Genomic DNA, 16,356 nt, shown 5'->3' with positions numbered 1-16,356 from the left:
TCAGCACAATTGCGAGTGCTCGACAGGGCCACCGCCATGCGGCAATCTGCTCGCCAGGCACCGCCCGCCGGGCGCCTGGCCTGTCCGCAAAATGCAGGAGAGAGCGTCATGATGCAGAGCGCGTTCGCCACCCTATGCCAAGGGAGCGAGTCGAATCGTCCACAGACCATCGAAGAATTACTGGCCGGCGTGGGGTTGCTGTTGCCGATGCTGGACGTGATTCCCAATGCCGCGATCTTTATCAAGGACGTGCAGGCGCGCTACGTATTGGCCAACCGCACCCTGGTGCAGCGGTGCGGCTTGAAGGACTTGCAACCGCTGTTGGGAAAAACCAGCGCCGAGGTATTTCCCGCGCAGTTGGGGCCCGGCTATACCGAGCAGGATCGGCGGGTGCTGGAGCAGGGATTTGTCCTCGAAGACCAGTTGGAACTGCACCTCTACGGTACCCGCGAGCCGGGTTGGTGCCTGACCCACAAATGGCCGCTGTACAGCCGCGACGCTGCAATCATCGGCCTGGCGGGCATCTCGGTCGACCTGCAAACCGCCAGCGAAACCCACCCGGCCTATCAACGGCTGGCGGCGGTGGACGAGCACATCCGGGCGCATTTCAATCGGCGGGTCACGTTGGGTGAACTGACGCGGATCGCCGGGATTTCCGTGGCGCAGCTGGAGCGCTACTGCAAGCGCGTGTTCCACCTGACACCGCGCCAGATGATCCAGAAGGTACGCCTGGAACATGCGCACCGGCTGCTGCATACCGAGCTGCCGATCACTGAGGTGGCGTTGCAGTGCGGGTATACCGACCACAGTGCGTTTACCCGGCAGTTCAAGGCGTTGACCGGGTTTACGCCGCGCCAGTATCGGCAGGCGACGAGTGCGCAGTGATTCTAATTGATATCTTCTACGTACAATCGCCACTGGCCAACGCCCGCCGGGCGGTTTCCCCCTGACTCAGTGGGTTTGCGTGACCTTCTTCAAAAACCTCGGCTGATCCGGATTACGCCCCCGCTCCACGGCCAGTTGCGCCGCGATCAGGTAAAACCCCTGGATCATGGTGAACGGCTCCAGCAATTGATGCGCGGTTGGAACGCTGGGCAGCAATCCCGCACAAGCGGTGCCCCGTGGCGCCACTACCATCACCTTGGCGCCGCGTGCGCGCATGTCGTCGGCGAACGCCAGCGTGCCCGCTTGCTCGGGGCCCGAAGGGGCGAACGCCAGCACGGGATAACCTTCCTCAATGATTTCCATCGGCCCGTGCCGGACCTCGGCGCTGGAAAACGCTTCGGCTTGAATGCCTGAGGTTTCCTTGAGTTTGAGCGCGGCTTCCTGGGCAATCGGCAGGGCGGCACCGCGACCGATCACGATCATCTTGTCGGCGCTTTGCAGTACGTTGAGCACCGGTGACCAGTCCTCGCTCGCGGCTTCATTCATCTGCCGTGGCAGCGAGAGTAGCGCTTGACCCAAGGTGTTATCTGCGGCCAGGCGGGCCACGATTTGAGCGCTTGCCATTAACATCGCTACATAGCTTTTGGTCGCCGCCACGCTTTGTTCCAGGCCGGCGGGCAAGAGGATTTCATGCCCGGTGATGGCCGCCAGTGGCGAGTCCGCCGTGTTGACCAGTGCGACCGAGGCCGCACCCTGTTGTTGCAGATACCTCACGCTGTCGATCAAGTCCGGGCTTTTACCGGACTGGGAAAAGGCGGCCACCCAGCATTTTTTCAGGCGCAGCGGCGGTTGTTGCAGGCTGGCCAGTGACAGCGGGATCGACAGGCAGGGCACGCCCACCAGGCTCATCATCGCGTAGCTGAAATAGGCGGCTGCGTGGTCCGAACTGCCGCGCGCGACGGTGATGATCAGTTCGGGCAAGTCGCTTTCCAACTGCGCGACCAGTGCGCGCACGGCGCGGTCATCATCAAGCATGCGTTGCAGGATAGTCGGGATCGACGCGGTTTCACTGAGCATCAATGACATGACTCAACTCCTGATAAAGGGTGTTGCCGGCGTTGAGCACCTGCTGCGCGATGGCGTTCAAGCCGACGGCTTCCATGGCCATGCTCAGGGCTCCCCACAGCGGTGCGTCGTGGGTGAAATGCGCAGCGGCGATAGTGGGCGGGAAGGGCACCACGCGGCGGATCAGTTGTTCGAGGATCGGCGCCAGTGTCGAGGCCTGGCGGTACAGGCCACCACCAATCGCGATGCGCTCCACATCCAGCGCCACCGCCAGGTTGGCCACTTGCACGGCGCACGCGGCGATCCGCAGCTCCAGCGCCTGGCGTACCTGCGGGTCGACGCTGGAAAACAGGTCCAGCGCCTGATGCCCGTGCCCAAGCATCTGCACCGCCAACTCGCTCAAGGCGTTACCGGAAAACAGCTCTTCCAGCGGCGCGCCACCGTGCTCATAGGTACGCCACTGATCAGGCTGCGCTGGGTCGAGAAACGGTGACAGCAGGTAGGCGATTTCCATGGCGGCGCCGTTGTGGCCGCGAATCAGTTTGCCGTTGGCAATCGCCGCCGCCGAAAGGCCCGTGCCCAGGTTCAGGTAGATCGCGTTGTCGACACCGGCCAGCGAGCCCCAGCGGACTTCGGCCAGGGCGCCGGCCTTTACATCGTTATCGAGGGCTACCGGGGCATTGCCAAACGCCTGGGCGATCAACCCTTGCAGGTCGAGGCGTTCGAAGCCCGGGGTGTTGGGCGCCATCAGCAAGGTGGGCCCGCGCACCACGCCGGGAAACACCGCCGCCACGCTCAGCACCGGCAGGTCGCCGAACTCGGCCACACAGGCATGGGCGGCATCCAGGATGCGTTGCAGTGCCGGCACGCCGGATAAACCGTCGGCGTGGGTCGCGAGAATCCGCGTGTTCATGCGCGGGTGTGCAATGTTGTAGCAGGCGACCTGCGTCTTGGTGCCGCCGACATCAATCGCCAGCAGCAGCCCTTGCCGGGGCGCCGCAGCGCCCGTTGTTTTCAATGGTTCGTGCATAACGCTCATCACTTATCGAAAGGCCACAGTTTTTGCACGCGCGCCCACAGCAGATAGGCCACGCTGCCGGCCGCTACCCACACCAGCGACCACTGGATTGGGTAAGCACCGGGGGCGTTATGGTTGGACGCCATATAGATATAAACCCAACCCAGCAGCGCGATAATCGCTGGTACCGGGTACAGCCACATTTTGTAAGGCCGGGCCAGGTGCGGCTTGGTCTTGCGCAGCACCAGCAACGAGATGATCTGCGCCACAGACTGCACCAGGATCATCACCGTGGTCAGCAGCTGAATCAGCGTGTTCAGGTCAGTCAGGCGTCCAATCATGAACCCCACAGATGTCAGCAGGCCCATGCTCAGGATGCCGTAGGTCGGGAACGCGTGCCTGGGGTGAACCTTGCTGAAGGCGTTGAAGAACACCTTGTCTTTTGCGGCTTCGAACGGCACCCGGGAACCGCCGAGCAGCCCGGCAAACACTGAAGCGACGGCAGTGATCAAGATCAGTACGGTGACGATCCCGGCGGCAGTGCTGCCCCAGGTTTCACTGAGTACGACCGAGGCTACGGACTTGTAGGCCGCGGATTCGGGGTCGAGCATGCGGTGCCAATCCACCACGCCCAAAACACCCACTTGCATCAACAGGTAGATGGCGAGAATGCCCATGATCGAAAACACGATCGACTTGGGAATCACCTTCCCGGGTTGCTCGACTTCACCGGCCAGGTACGCCGACGTGTTGTAGCCCAGGTAGTCATAAATACCGATGGTCAGGCCGCCGGCCATGCCCAGCCAGAAGCTGCTGTCGCCGAGGTTGAAGGCGCCCTCGGGGAAGCTGAAGGCCAGGTCGGCATGGAAATTGGTAAAGGCGGCGGCGATGAGCGCACCAATGCTGATCAGCATGATCACCCACAGCACGATGCTCAATTTGGCGATGGACTCGATCTTGCGCCACAGCATCACGATCACCAGCCAGATCACGGCGAGGCCGATCAGGTTGCCGGCGGTCTGGCTCATGTTGGGCCAGAACCATGTGAGGTATTGCACGAAGCCGATGATGCCGGTGGACATGATCAGCGGGATAAACAACATGGCCGTCCATACGAACAGGAACGGCAGCAGCTTGCCCGTGCGCTTGCCGAAGGCTTCCCGCAGGTAATTGTAAGTACCGCCCGCGCCGGGCAGCGAGGCACCGAGTTCGGCCCATACCAACCCGTCACACAGGGCGAGCAAGGCGCCGAGGATCCAGCCGAGGTAAGCCTGGGGGCCGCCCATGATCACGATCATGGTGGGAATGGTGATGAATGGCCCGACACCGCACATCTGGCTCATGTTCAGGGTAATGGCGGGGAACAGACCGATTTTGCGTTTGCCGTTGGGCAAGTCCGGATCGACGGGTGTCAACGTGCTCATGGGGGAACGACCTCTTAATCGAGTGACAGAAGGGGACAAGGGCAGTTGCAAAGGGATTGCGTGCCATCAAGGGCTTCTATCGACCCGTCATTGTTTTTATGGGGCGTAATCGGAAATTGCTGCAGGCGCAATCGTCCGAGGCGCTAAGAAAAGCACGATGCGAGTATTAATTCAACTTGATTTAATTAATCGCGGCGACGGATTATCAGCTCATGAAAAATCCCAAGCTCAAACGTGCGGTGACCACCGGCACCAACGCCGAACATGCCCGACAGCACAACCGTCGGGTGATCCTGGAAGCCATTCGCCAGAGCGGGCGCCTGACCCGCGCTGATCTCACGCGGCTGACCTCGCTGACGGCGCAGACGGTGTCGAACATCGTCACCGAGCTGCAGGAAGAGGGGGTCTTGCTGGCCCATGCGGCCGAGAAGGGCGGCCGTGGCCAGCCACCGGTACCGTTGTCGCTGAACCCCGAAGGCGGCTACTCGATCGGCTTTCACGTCGAACAACATCGCATCATTGCCGTGTTGCTGGACCTGCTCGGCGAGACGGTGGCGCAAGTGACATTGACGGTCAGCTACCCTACATTCGATCAGGCATTGCCGCTGATCGTGGGCTGCGTAAAGGATTTGCGCGGGCAGCGTGCGGGCGGCCGCTTCCTCGGCGTCGGCATTGCCTTGCCGGGGCCTTTCAGTGTTGAAGGCATGACCTGCGTGGGACCCACGGCGATGTCCGGCTGGGACGACCCGGGCATCCCGCTAAGGTTGCAGCGGGAAATCGGCCTTCCGGTGCTGATTGAAAACGACGCCACTGCAGCGACCATGGGCGAGCGGCTGTATGGCATCGCCAGCGGCCTGCATAACTTCGTCCATCTGTTTATCGGCAGCGGCCTGGGGGCTGGGCTGTACCTGGACAACCGCCTGTATTCCGGGCATTGGCACAACGCCGGCGAGATCGGGCACATGACCGTGATCCCTGGCGGCAAGACCTGTTACTGCGGTAATCAGGGCTGCCTGGAGCGCTACATTTCCATCGCCGCGCTGCTGGAGCACCTGGGGCATCCGGCCGAGCAGGACCTGGCGACGTGGGTCATGAATGACGAGGAACTCAATGAAGGCGTCGACGCCTGGCTCGACGAAGCGGCGCCCGCGTTGAAGCAGGCCATCAACATTCTTGAGTCGGTACTCGACCCGCAGACAATCCTCATCAGCGGCTTTCTGCCCCAAGCGATTCTGGTCCGGCTGATCGCCCGCCTCGAACCCCTGAGTCGCTCCATCAGCAGCCGCTCGGATCGCCTGCACCCACGCATTCAAATGGGCACCGCCGGGCACGACGCCGTGGCGCTGGGCGCGGCGGCGTTGATGATCCTGGCGGAAATCAGCCCGGACTACGAGGCGCTGCTCAAGCCGGAATAAACCCGGCTGTCAGCGGCTGGACTTCAGGGTTTCAAGCATCGCCTCGGCGGCCAGGGCATGGACCTTGCGCGTCGGGTGCCATTCATCCCAGTAGTAATGCGCATCCGGGTTTTCACACACCGGTTTCACGTCCGGATAGGTGTGTTGGCAGGGCGTATCGAGGTCTTTGAACCCAGCAACCTCGGGGGCGGCGCGCAGTTTGTCGCTGAACGCCACATGGTCGAAGTAGCTGATGCTGACCTGGTGGGTTTTGGCCAATGTGTTCAGCACTACCGGAAGTTTTTGTTCTAGCGTCTGCTGATAGTTTTTTGCATTCTCGACTTGATTGCCCTGCACCACCGCCGGCACATGAGTCAAATCCGTCGTGCCCACCACCATCACCTGCTTCGCGCCTGCAGCGATCAATGTCTCGGTGGCCGTCTGGATATTTGCCACGCTGTTCTGGCTGAGCACTGCAACCGATTCCGGGTGCGAGAAATCCGCCCATTCAAAAAAGTCGTTGGCGGAAATGAAGATGAAATACAGCGCCCTCGGGTCCGCCTTGTGTGCCTTGGCGGACGTCAGGTAATCAGCGATCTGGCCCGAAACGCCGGTGTCGCGCGCCGGCTCCATCCAGGTGTAGTAGTTGCCGTTGCCACTCTTGGCCCCGCCGACCGCGTAGTCGGTCAAGGGTATTTTCAAGGCGTGTGCCAGGTTCTCGACGGCAGTCGGGCCGTTGCTCCAGCGGCCTTTCCAATACAACGAACCGGGCAGTTCCTGCGCGTCCTTGACCTTCTGCGTGGCCAGGGTTTTGGTGAAGCGTTCGCCCGCGCCGTTGTCGGAGTAGCTATCACCGAATGCAAAAAGATGATCGTAACCAGGGGCGGCAAAGACGGTGGAGGCGGTCAGTACCAATAGAGCGGCCAAGCAAGTGCGTAGTGTCATTGGAAATCTCCCGGGCGGTCGCCCCAGAGTACCGGCGGCGCGGTATTTCCTCAGCGGCGGTTGCGACCTGTATGTAGCTGAGGGCGCAAGGACTGTCCCGCCCGCGACAGTCGTTCCTCAGTTGATGACGGTGATTGCACCTATCGCAATCGCCGCCAGCAACATCACCATCACCGTGCCCACGGTCCATTTCAGCGAGACGCGCTGGTTGTCGCCGTAGTCGATGTCCAGCAGGCCGCACAGCAGGTACGTCGAGGCCACCAACGGGCTGAGCAAGTGCACCGGCTGACCGATCAGCGAGGCAATCGCCATTTCCTTCGCATCAATTCCGTAGTGGGCAGCGGTCTGTGCCCAGATGGGCAGTACGCCGAAATAGAATGCATCGTTGGACAGCACATAGGTGAACGGCATGCTCAGCAGCGCGGTGATCACCGACAGGTAAGGCCCGGACTGTTGCGGCAGCAGCGCGATCAGGTTGTCGGAGATCGCCTTGACCATGCCGGTGCCGCCCATGATCCCGACAAAAATCCCCGCGGCAAAGATCAGCAAGGTCACCGCCATCACGTTGTCGGCATGCCGCGCGATGACTTCCTTTTGCTGCTTGATGGACGGGAAGTTGACCAGGCAGGCCAGGCCGAAGGCGATCATGAACAGGATCGGCAAGGGCATCAGGCTGATCATCATGCAGGTGATCAGGGCGATGGTCAGCACCACGTTGAACAGAAAACGCGGATCGCTCAGGCGAATATGCGCATAGCCCTTGAGCACTTCTTCCTCGCTGATGCTCACTCTGCCCAGGCGGCGGAATTCCATGCGCCCCAGCCACCAGGCGGCGAACAACACCCACACTGCACCGGCCAGCATGATCGGTACCATGCTCACGAACAGCTCGGTGATGTCCACATGCATCGCACTGGCCGCCCGGGAAAACGGCCCACCCCACGGCAGGATATTCATCACGCCAATCGACATCAGCAGCACGGTGGCCATGACTTGCAGGCGGATGCCGGTCAGCCGGTACAGCGGCAAAAACGCAGCGGTCGCAATGATGTAAGTGGTGGCGCCGTCGCCATCCAGGCCTACACACAGGCCAAGTACGGCGGTACCGACCACGATCTTGCGCGGGTCGCCCTTGACCAGGCGCAGGATCACTTTGATCAGCGGGTTGAACAGGCCTGCGTCGGTCATCAGGCAGAAATACAGGATCGCGAACGTCAGCATGATGCCGGTGGGGGCGAGCATCTTCAGGCCGTCGTACATCATGCCGCCCAGTTGCGGGGCGAAGCCGGCCAGGCAGCCGAAGACGATTGGTACCAGCAGCAGCGCCACCAGCGGTGACAGGCGCTTGCTCATGATCAGGTACATGAAGCAGACGATCATGGCGTAGCTCAGGAATATCAACATGGGTGTGCCTTCTTGTTGGTCTTATAGGGCGCCAGGCAAGTGACTGCCGGCTTTTTTCAGGGCGAACGAAGTCCCTGCGTGCTGCGCGCAGCGTTCAGTGCCGGTGGATTCAGCGGTGGGAAAACATCGGTTGGCCGGCGTGCTCCAGGTCGGCGACCAGGATCGAGCCGGTCGATGAGTCGGTGATGAACAGTTGCCGGTTGCCCTCGCCGCCGAACGCCAGGTTGGTCAGGGTGCGGCCCTCGGTGCAGCTGCGGATGCGATAGAGCGGTACGGCGTGGGGATCGAATACCCAGACGCAGGCATTGCCGGCATCGCACACGTAGAGGTTGCCGAGCGCGTCGAGGGCCATGCCGTCGGCGCCACTCACGCCGCCCGCCAGTGCGGTGAAGATCCCGACTTTGCTTGTGCCGCCGTCGCGCTGGATCGGCAGGCGCCACACCGCGTTGCCTCGGGTCATGGCGACGAACAGCGCGTTTTGCGCCAGGTCCATGACCAGGCCGTTGGGGCTCGGGCCGTTGTTGATCAGGCAGGTGAGCGTCTCATTTTCCAGGTCGTAGGCGAATACACGACCGGTGGGATCCTGTTGGCCGGTCTGCCCCTGGTCGGTGAAGTAGAGCTTGCCGCCAGTGTCGAAGAACAGGTCGTTCACACCCTTGAAGCCTTCGCTGCGGTGGTGAGTCAGAAACGGTGTGATGACGCCACTGGCAGGGTCCAGGGTCAGGATGCCGTGCTTGTAGTCGGCAATGAAAATACGCCCATCGCGATGGATCTTCAGGCCGTTGGGCCAGCCGTCGTATTGCACCACCAGGGTCCAGTTGCCGTGCGGGTCGATGCGAAAGATCCGGCCGTAGGGAATGTCCGTGACATAGAGATTGCCCTGCACATCGAAGGACGGTCCTTCGAGGAAGCTTTTCACTCGCTGGCCGGGTTTGTTGGCGTGCACCCACTCGGAGTCTCCGTCCTTGCAGAAAACCTGCGGCAATGTGCTGAAGACGCGAGTGGGCAAATCACGAGGCGGGGCATACAGGCTCACAGGATCAACTCCTACGGAACGGGCAAGGCACCTCTGAAAAGGAGGTAAGCCTTGTCTCATTATTGTTTTGTTCTGCTGGATAGAACAATGTGCTTTCTAGTAGAACAAATGTCGAGGTTATTTCTTGGGCTGTCAACCCTGTCTTTTGCCATATCAGACCAATGCAATGAATTGGCTTGCCCGTTGATCAACCAAATATAAGTAAAAAGCGCTGGGCGCTTTTCGGATGTTGACAGTGAAAATTAACGCGCTCATTATTTATTTCAGAACATCGTTCTGTCAGATAGAACAAGTGCGAATTGACCTTTAAAGGCCTGGTGATGACCCCTAATAAAAACATCGACATTCTGATCAGCGAGGTAGGCCCGCGTGATGGCCTGCAAAGCGTCGCCGCGACGATGCCTACCGCGCTGAAATTGCAGTGGCTAACGGCTTTGGCCGACGCCGGCCTCAAGGAAATCGAGATAGGCTCATTCGTCTCCCCCAAGCTGCTGCCGCAGATGGCCGATGCGGCGCACTTAGTGGTGCATATGCGTCAACGCCGGGACGTGTTTGTCACGGCGCTGGTGCCGAACCTCAAGGGCGCCCAGGCCGCTTTCGACGCCGGCGTGCAGAAAATCACCCTGCCGATCTCCGTCAGCGAGCCGCATTCCTTGGCCAATATCCGCAAGACTCATCAACAGGTGTTCGAGGAGGTTCGCCAGGTCATTGCCCTGCGCAACGAACACTTCCCGAAGGTGCAAGTGGAGGCTGGGTTGTCGACGGTATTCGGTTGCACGATCCAGGGCGAAGTGCCTGAGGACGATGTGATTCGCATGGCGCTGCGCATGGCCGAGCTGGGCGTGGATGAGGTAGGGCTGGCGGACACCGTCGGCTATGCCAACCCGGCTCAGGTGCGCCGGGCGTTTATCCGCTTGCACAGCGAAATCGGCGCCAAGGCTGGCAGTGCCCATTTCCATAACACCCGCGGCCAGGGGCTGGCGAATGTGGTGGCGGCGCTCGATGTGGGGGTCACCACGTTCGACGCCTCACAGGGCGGGATTGGCGGCTGCCCATATGCGCCGGGCGCGTCGGGCAACATCGTGACCGAAGACCTGGTTTACCTGCTCGAATCCATGGGCCTGCGTACCGGCGTCGATATCGACAAGCTGGTGGCGGCACGTGAATGGCTGCAAAAAGGCCTGCCAGGCGAGCCGCTCTACGGGTTCATTCCGGATGCCGGCGTGGGCAAGAACTTCCACTACGCAGGGGCTGTACGATGAACACGCAGAATCACAAGATCCAGGCGCTGCCATTGGCGGGCATCCGCGTGGTCGAGTTTGTGCACATGGTCATGGGCCCGACCTGCGGGCTGGTGCTGGCCGATCTTGGTGCCGAAGTGATCAAGGTCGAACCGACGCCGGCTGGCGACAACACCCGGCGGTTGACCGGTTCGGGCGCCGGCTACTGGATGACCTACAACCGCAACAAGAAAAGCTTCGCCGTCGACATCAAGACCGAGGAAGGGATGGCGGCGGTGCGCAAGCTGATCGAAAGCGCCGACGTGGTCACCGAAAACTTTCGTCCAGGCGCCATGGAAAAACTCGGCCTGGGCTTTGAGCAGGTCAAGGCGATCAAGCCCGACGTTATCTACAGCTCCATGAAAGGCTTTTTGCCGGGCCCTTACGAACACCGCACTGCACTGGATGAGGTGGTGCAGATGATGTCCGGGCTCGCGTACATGACCGGCCCCGAAGGCCGCCCGCTACGCGCTGGTGCCTCGGTGAATGACGTGATGGGCGGGATGTTCAGCGCCATCTCGATCCTGGCCGCACTGTGGCAACGCAAGGCGACCGGGGAGGGCCAGTTTGTGCAGACCGGCCTGTTCGAGAACTCCGCGTTCCTGGTCGGCCAGCACATGATGCAGATGGCGACCACCGGCCAGCCGGCAGCGCCGATGCCCAGCCGTCTTTCAGCGTGGGCGATCTATGACGTGTTCAACGCCCGGGATGACGAGCAGGTGTTCATGGGCGTGGTGAGTGACAGCCAATGGCTGAGCTTCTGCCAGGCGTTTGGTTTTGAACAACTGGGCAGCGACCCCGAACTGGCGCGCAACACCCAGCGTGTGCATGCCCGTTCGCGAATCCTGCCGCTGGTGCGGGAGCGGCTGGCCACGCTGCCCAAGCAGCAAATCATGGACATGTGCGAGCAGGCCGGCTTGCCGTTCTCGCCGATCCAGCGGCCTCAGGATCTGTTTGACGATGTGCACCTGAATGCCTCCGGCGGCCTGGCGCACCTGACGCTGGATAACGGCGAGGAAGTGAAGGTGCCGATGCTGCCGTTTGAAATGAATGGCCGGCGTTTCGATACGCGCCTGAACGTGCCACAACTGGGCAGCCATTCGCAGGCGTTACTTGAAGAGCTGGGTTATGCCGCCAGCGATGTCGACGCCTTGCGCGCTCGTGGCGTGGTCCGCTAGGTCCTTTTGTCGCCATTCCAATAACAATAATGTCGAGGAAACCCGTCATGGCAATTGTCACGACACCTGCATCAGGCGCCCCAGCCATCACCGCCGTGGTGCTGGATGCAGAGCAAACCCGCGTCCTGCACAAGGCCGCCTGGCGTCTGATCCCGCTGCTCGCCCTGGCTTACTTTTTCAACTACCTGGACCGCACCAGCGCTGGCTACGCCGCCTTGCAAATGACCGAACAGCTGGGTTTGACCGCCACGCAATTCGGCCTGGGTGCGGGGATTATGTTCGTTGGCTACTGCCTGTGTGAGGTGCCGAGCAACCTGGCGATGTACCGCTTTGGCGCCCGGCGGTGGATGGCGCGCATCATGATTACCTGGGGGATTGCGGCGGCTGCCACCGCCTGGGTCGTCGGCCCCTACAGCTTCTACGCCATGCGCCTGGTGCTGGGTGTGGCCGAGGCCGGGTTCTTTCCCGGCGTGATCTTTTTCCTGACCCTGTGGTTTCCGGCGCAGTACCGCACGCGGGTGCTGGCATGGTTTACCGCGGCCACGCCGATTTCGTTCCTGGTGGGCGGCCCGCTGTCGGTGTGGCTCCTGCAAATGCACGGCATCTGGGGTTTGGCAGGCTGGCAATGGATGTTTCTGATCGAGGGCGTCCCGGCGTGCATCCTCGGGCTGATCACGTTGAAAGTGCTGACCAACCAGCCTTCCGAAGCCAAATGGCTGTCGGCAAAGGAACGTGCCGTGCTCACCGGCTTGCTGGCTGAAGAGCAAAGCCAGGGCCAGCACCGCCACGGCTTCAAGGCTGCCCTGAAAGACCCTCGGGTGTGGATCCTCAGCTCGATTACCTTCAGTTTTACCCTGGGCTCCTACGGCATTGGAATCTGGCTGCCGCAGATGCTCAAGGCCCACGGTGTCGAGATCAGCATGATTGGCTGGGTGGCGGCGATTCCCTACTTTTTTGCAACCATCGGCCTGTTGGTTTGGGCGAAACACGTGGACCGCACCGGCAAGGGGATTTTCAACCTGACCGTGGCCATGCTGCTGGCTGGCCTGGCGCTATTGGTCGCCTTGCAGATGGACACATTGGTGGCCGCCCTGGCCGGGATCACCCTGGCGCTGGTGGGGACGATTGCCGGCAAGACCATTTTCTACACCTTGCCGGGCAAGTTCCTGCGTGGCCAGGCCGCTGCCGGTGGTATTGCGCTGATTAACTCGATTGGTGCCTTTGGCGGTTTTGTCGGGCCATACCTGATGGGCTTTCTCAAGGATTACACCGGCTCGTTCACGGCGGGCCTGATGGTGATGGGGTGCATCATGTTCGTCGCGGCCGCGATGGTTATGTCGCTGCGGCTTTTCCTGCGGGAAGCATAATGCGGTGGCTGCACCCCGGCGCAAAAGGGTATGTTACGGCGACTGAAAGTGTCTGGCGCGACCGGGACGGCAATGATGCCGCCGCTTGCGCCGGCGATGAATACCCAATGAGTGGCCATGAGTACCGAACCCAACAACAGTCTTGCTGATCAAGCCGGCAGTCCGGAAGGCGGCGTTGCTGCAGTCGATCGCGCGTTTTCCATTCTCGCGGCCTTTAATATCGACCAGGAGAGCTTGAGCCTGGCGGAGATCGCCCGGCGCACCGGCTTGTATAAAAGCACCATCCTGCGCCTGATCACCTCGCTGGAAAAAGCCGGGTTTGTGCGGCGCTTGAGTGACGGCCAATACGCCGTCGGGCCTGAACCTCTGCGCCTGTCCCAGCTATATCAAGCCTCGTTCCGCTTGCGGGATGTGATCCTGCCGCTGCTGGAATCCATCACCGAAGAGAGCGGCGAGACCTCGTCTTTTTACGTCTATGAAAACGGCAGCCGGGTGGTGTTGTTCCGTGTCGAGCCCAAGCGCGCGGTGCGGGTCTCGGTGCTGGAAGGCGCGCGGTTCCCGCTGCATGCCGGGGCTTCCGGCAAGGTCCTGCGCGCGTTCTCACGCCAGGGTGACGCCACACTGACTCAGGAGCGTGAACGCTGCTGGGCCTGCTCGTTCGGCGAACGCGACCCGGAAACCACCGCCGTCTCCGTCCCCGTGTTTGCAATGGGCGGTGAGCTCAAGGGCGCGTTGACGCTGTCGGGCCCCTCCGACCGATTGCTGAAAGAACACATCCCCCACGCCGCATCGATCCTGCTGCGCAACGCGGCGATCGCCACCAGCGCGTTGGGCGGCAACAACACCGCGTTGCGAGCGGCCCTGGAAAAACTCAATCCTTGAAGGGGTGGTGTTTTTGTGGGCTGATCTGGAATTCAACACAGGACGATCAAGATGGACGTGGCAATGGAACTGTCGTTTGAGGTGACGGAGCAAGAGCGCCAGGCCATCCTTCAGCCGCTGAGGGCATACAACATCAGCCAATGCGGCGAGAACCCGTTCGAAACGTTCGGGCTGTTACTGCGTGATCCCGCCAGCCAGGAAGTGGTGGGCGGCCTGTACGGGAAAATTTCCTATGGCTGGATGTTCATTGAGCTGTTGAGCGTGCCTGAGTCAATGCGCACTCAAGGCATGGGCTCGCGGCTGATGCTCGCGGCTGAGGAGCTGGCACGGGAGAAAGGGTGTGCGGGGATCTGGCTGGACACCTTCAGCTTCCAGGCGCCCGGGTTCTACCGGAAGATGGGTTTCAGCGAGTTCGGGCATATTGCCGAGTACCCGCCAGGACACACGCGCCACTTTTTCCAGAAGCACCTGGGCTGAGGGCTAGCGGGTCACCGACCGCCACGTGACCAAGCCGTCCAGCCCTTTATCGGACTTCAAGTACCTGAGCACGTTCTGCGCCTGGGCCTTCTCTTCAAACGGGCCGACAAATGCCCTCTAACGCTTCAAACACCCACAAACTTTATTGGATTGCAGCAACAATTTTTCTTGTTGGACACCTCCCTCCCCAAGCAGCAAAGATGCGGCCACTGACGCTCGACCTTCCAGGTCAACAATAAAAAATCGAGCCGGGCTGCACGCCGTTTTCTTGCAGTGAACCCTTTGTTCACTACCTGCTTTACTGGCGCCGCAGCGCGCACTTAAGGACCTCACCACCATGCAAACTGTTGTGAACCTATGGCCGCTGATTGGCGTACTCGTCATCGTGGTCGGCTTTGTGTTGCGCTTCAATCCGCTGCTGGTCGTCACGGCGGCAGCGATTGCCACCGGGTTTGCCGCCCACTTTCCACTGGAAAAGATCCTCGCCACCATGGGCGACGGCTTCCTCCAGACTCGCGCCTTGCAATTGATCCTGTTGTTGCCCCTGGCTGTCATCGGCTTGCTGGAGCGCCATGGCTTGCGCCTGCATGCGCAAAACTGGATCGCGCGCTTTGAGCGGGCCACGGTCGGGCGCTTGCTGATCATCTATCTCTTTGTGCGTGAATCCACAGCGGCCATGGGCCTGACGAGTCTGGGCGGGCACCCGCAGATGGTGCGCCCGTTGCTGGCGCCGATGGCCGAAGGTGCGGCGGAAAAACGCTATGGCAAACTCCCCGACAAGCTTCGCCACAAGGTCCTGGCCATGTGTGCCGCGACCGACAACGTCGGGCTGTTTTTTGGCGAGGATATCTTCGTCGCCTTTGGTGCGATTGCGTTGATGCACACCTTCCTGCTGGGTTCGGGGATTGATGTCGAACCTCTGCACATTGCGGTCTGGGGCATCCCGACGGCGATCTGCGCCTTCATCATTCACGCCATTCGCTTGCACCGCTTTGACCGAATGCTGACCCGAGAGCTGTTACCGGCCAACACAGCGGAGGCGGCGCAATGATCATTTCCATTCAATACCTGTACTGGCTGGCCGGCGTTCTGCTGGTGATCACCGCCGGGATGATCCTGATGGATCGCACCCACCCCAAGCGCTGGTCGAGTTCGTTGTTCTGGCTGCTGTTTGCCATTCCGTTCCTGGTGGGGGAGCGCCTGCCCTCGGTGGTGGTCGGCGTGGGCGTGGTGGTGATGGCACTCATCGCGGGCCTGGGCGGCGTAGGCCGCGGCGCGCATGCCCAGTTGCATGACAAGGCCGCACGGGCCAGCGCAGGTCGCCTGGGGCATAAACTGTTTATCCCGGCATTGGCCATTCCGTTGACCACGGTGATCGGCTCGGTATTGCTCAAACACACCGAGATCGGCGGCGTGCCGCTGCTGGACCCGAAGAACACCACCTTTGTTTCCCTGGGTATCGGCTGCCTGATTGCACTGGCGCTGGCCTGCTGGCTGACGCGGGACACGCCGGTGCAAGCCCTTCGCGAATCCCGGCGCCTCACCGAAGCGCTGGGCTGGGCGATGGTGCTGCCGCAGATGCTGGCGATGCTCGGGCTGTTGTTCAACGAAGCGGGCGTGGGCACAGCGGTGGCGCACATCACCACCACCTATATCAACCTGGATTACAAGCTGGTAGCGGTGATGGTGTATGTGTTGGGCATGGCACTGTTTACCGTGATCATGGGCAATGGCTTTGCCGCCTTCCCGGTGATGACCGGCGGCGTTGGCGTACCGGTGCTGGTGGGCATCTACGGCGGCAACCCGGCGGTGATGGCTGCCATCGGCATGTTCTCCGGTTACTGCGGTACGCTGATGACACCCATGGCGGCCAACTTCAATATTGTCCCGGCGGCGTTGCTGGAGCTGCCGGATAAAAACGCGGTCATCAAGGCACAGATGCCGACCGCGTTGATGATGCTGGTGGTCAATATTGTCCTGCTCTACCTGCTGATGTGAGGC

At 61.2% G+C, this 16,356-nt stretch carries 15 protein-coding genes; 9 read left to right on the top strand and 6 right to left on the bottom strand.

From position 1 onward, the window contains the following. Positions 1–108 precede the first annotated feature (108 nt). A complete protein-coding gene (locus A462_RS04300) occupies positions 109–885 on the top strand; it encodes an AraC family transcriptional regulator (protein ID WP_008438730.1) in 777 nt (258 codons plus the stop codon). A 66-nt stretch (positions 886–951) separates the two neighbouring features. On the opposite strand, the gene A462_RS04305 is transcribed toward A462_RS04300, so the two are convergent. Genes A462_RS04305 through A462_RS04315 form a run of 3 tightly spaced genes read right to left on the bottom strand, consistent with a single transcriptional unit; the run spans position 952 to position 4,392 of the window. Next, positions 952–1,971 (bottom strand): SIS domain-containing protein, encoded by a 1,020-nt coding sequence (locus A462_RS04305; RefSeq protein ID WP_032899814.1) that lies wholly within the window; start codon positions 1,969–1,971, stop codon positions 952–954. Continuing rightward, positions 1,952–2,980 carry an ROK family protein gene (locus A462_RS04310; protein ID WP_008438722.1) on the bottom strand — a complete coding sequence of 343 codons (1,029 nt, stop codon included), beginning with the start codon at positions 2,978–2,980 and terminating at the stop codon, positions 1,952–1,954. Before A462_RS04310 ends, A462_RS04305 begins: the two co-directional genes overlap by 20 nt. Positions 2,981–2,988: 8 nt before the next feature. Further along, positions 2,989–4,392, bottom strand: a complete 1,404-nt coding sequence (locus A462_RS04315; RefSeq protein ID WP_008438720.1) for an APC family permease — start codon at positions 4,390–4,392, stop codon at positions 2,989–2,991. Between the two features lie 212 nt (positions 4,393–4,604). Between A462_RS04315 and A462_RS04320 the strand changes: the two genes are divergently transcribed. Continuing rightward, positions 4,605–5,807 (top strand): ROK family transcriptional regulator, encoded by a 1,203-nt coding sequence (locus tag A462_RS04320; protein WP_008438718.1) that lies wholly within the window; start codon positions 4,605–4,607, stop codon positions 5,805–5,807. A gap of 9 nt (positions 5,808–5,816) precedes the next feature. Here the strand turns inward: A462_RS04320 and A462_RS04325 are convergent, their stop codons facing one another. The 3 genes from A462_RS04325 to A462_RS04335 all read right to left on the bottom strand — a co-directional run bounded on the left by A462_RS04325 (position 5,817) and on the right by A462_RS04335 (position 9,171). Next, entirely contained in the window at positions 5,817–6,731 is a 915-nt protein-coding gene (locus A462_RS04325) for an SGNH/GDSL hydrolase family protein (protein WP_008438716.1), read from the bottom strand. 117 nt (positions 6,732–6,848) lie between these two features. Further along, positions 6,849–8,135, bottom strand: coding sequence for a CitMHS family transporter (locus A462_RS04330; RefSeq protein ID WP_008438714.1), 1,287 nt, complete (start codon positions 8,133–8,135; stop codon positions 6,849–6,851). Between the two features lie 109 nt (positions 8,136–8,244). Beyond that, complete coding sequence (locus A462_RS04335) at positions 8,245–9,171, bottom strand: SMP-30/gluconolactonase/LRE family protein (protein WP_008438710.1); 927 nt, start codon at positions 9,169–9,171, stop codon at positions 8,245–8,247. A 320-nt stretch (positions 9,172–9,491) separates the two neighbouring features. On the opposite strand from A462_RS04335, the gene A462_RS04340 reads away from it, so the two are divergent. The 7 genes from A462_RS04340 to A462_RS04370 all read left to right on the top strand — a co-directional run bounded on the left by A462_RS04340 (position 9,492) and on the right by A462_RS04370 (position 16,353). Continuing rightward, positions 9,492–10,433, top strand: coding sequence for a hydroxymethylglutaryl-CoA lyase (locus A462_RS04340; RefSeq protein WP_032899838.1), 942 nt, complete (start codon positions 9,492–9,494; stop codon positions 10,431–10,433). Next, a complete protein-coding gene (locus A462_RS04345) occupies positions 10,430–11,629 on the top strand; it encodes a CaiB/BaiF CoA transferase family protein (protein ID WP_003219995.1) in 1,200 nt (399 codons plus the stop codon). Before A462_RS04340 ends, A462_RS04345 begins: the two co-directional genes overlap by 4 nt. A gap of 47 nt (positions 11,630–11,676) precedes the next feature. Beyond that, positions 11,677–12,996 carry an MFS transporter gene (locus A462_RS04350; protein ID WP_008438706.1) on the top strand — a complete coding sequence of 440 codons (1,320 nt, stop codon included), beginning with the start codon at positions 11,677–11,679 and terminating at the stop codon, positions 12,994–12,996. 117 nt (positions 12,997–13,113) lie between these two features. Next, positions 13,114–13,878 (top strand): IclR family transcriptional regulator, encoded by a 765-nt coding sequence (locus A462_RS04355; protein ID WP_003219993.1) that lies wholly within the window; start codon positions 13,114–13,116, stop codon positions 13,876–13,878. Positions 13,879–13,929: 51 nt separating this feature from the next. Further along, entirely contained in the window at positions 13,930–14,355 is a 426-nt protein-coding gene (locus A462_RS04360; RefSeq protein WP_008438705.1) for a GNAT family N-acetyltransferase, read from the top strand. A 337-nt stretch (positions 14,356–14,692) separates the two neighbouring features. Then, positions 14,693–15,406: a DUF969 domain-containing protein gene (locus A462_RS04365; RefSeq protein ID WP_003219990.1), complete on the top strand. Its 714-nt coding sequence runs from the start codon at positions 14,693–14,695 to the stop codon at positions 15,404–15,406. Continuing rightward, positions 15,403–16,353: a DUF979 domain-containing protein gene (locus A462_RS04370; protein WP_003219989.1), complete on the top strand. Its 951-nt coding sequence runs from the start codon at positions 15,403–15,405 to the stop codon at positions 16,351–16,353. Before A462_RS04365 ends, A462_RS04370 begins: the two co-directional genes overlap by 4 nt. Positions 16,354–16,356 lie beyond the last annotated feature (3 nt).

Source organism: Pseudomonas sp. Ag1, from assembly GCF_000278565.1.
Lineage (GTDB): Bacteria > Pseudomonadota > Gammaproteobacteria > Pseudomonadales > Pseudomonadaceae > Aquipseudomonas.
This window is presented reverse-complemented; position numbering and strand designations above follow the sequence as displayed.

Bases quoted from the DNA above. Each gene is read 5' to 3' on its own strand.
- A462_RS04365 (WP_003219990.1), top strand. From the start codon at position 14,693: ATGCAAACTGTTGTGAACCTATGGCCGCTGATTGGCGTACTCGTCATC.
- A462_RS04350 (WP_008438706.1), top strand. From the start codon at position 11,677: ATGGCAATTGTCACGACACCTGCATCAGGCGCCCCAGCCATCACCGCC.
- A462_RS04315 (WP_008438720.1), bottom strand. From the start codon at position 4,392: ATGAGCACGTTGACACCCGTCGATCCGGACTTGCCCAACGGCAAACGC.
- A462_RS04305 (WP_032899814.1), bottom strand. From the start codon at position 1,971: ATGTCATTGATGCTCAGTGAAACCGCGTCGATCCCGACTATCCTGCAA.
- A462_RS04330 (WP_008438714.1), bottom strand. From the start codon at position 8,135: ATGTTGATATTCCTGAGCTACGCCATGATCGTCTGCTTCATGTACCTG.
- A462_RS04320 (WP_008438718.1), top strand. From the start codon at position 4,605: ATGAAAAATCCCAAGCTCAAACGTGCGGTGACCACCGGCACCAACGCC.
- A462_RS04360 (WP_008438705.1), top strand. From the start codon at position 13,930: ATGGACGTGGCAATGGAACTGTCGTTTGAGGTGACGGAGCAAGAGCGC.
- A462_RS04370 (WP_003219989.1), top strand. From the start codon at position 15,403: ATGATCATTTCCATTCAATACCTGTACTGGCTGGCCGGCGTTCTGCTG.
- A462_RS04300 (WP_008438730.1), top strand. From the start codon at position 109: ATGATGCAGAGCGCGTTCGCCACCCTATGCCAAGGGAGCGAGTCGAAT.
- A462_RS04325 (WP_008438716.1), bottom strand. From the start codon at position 6,731: ATGACACTACGCACTTGCTTGGCCGCTCTATTGGTACTGACCGCCTCC.
- A462_RS04340 (WP_032899838.1), top strand. From the start codon at position 9,492: ATGACCCCTAATAAAAACATCGACATTCTGATCAGCGAGGTAGGCCCG.
- A462_RS04345 (WP_003219995.1), top strand. From the start codon at position 10,430: ATGAACACGCAGAATCACAAGATCCAGGCGCTGCCATTGGCGGGCATC.
- A462_RS04355 (WP_003219993.1), top strand. From the start codon at position 13,114: ATGAGTACCGAACCCAACAACAGTCTTGCTGATCAAGCCGGCAGTCCG.
- A462_RS04310 (WP_008438722.1), bottom strand. From the start codon at position 2,980: ATGCACGAACCATTGAAAACAACGGGCGCTGCGGCGCCCCGGCAAGGG.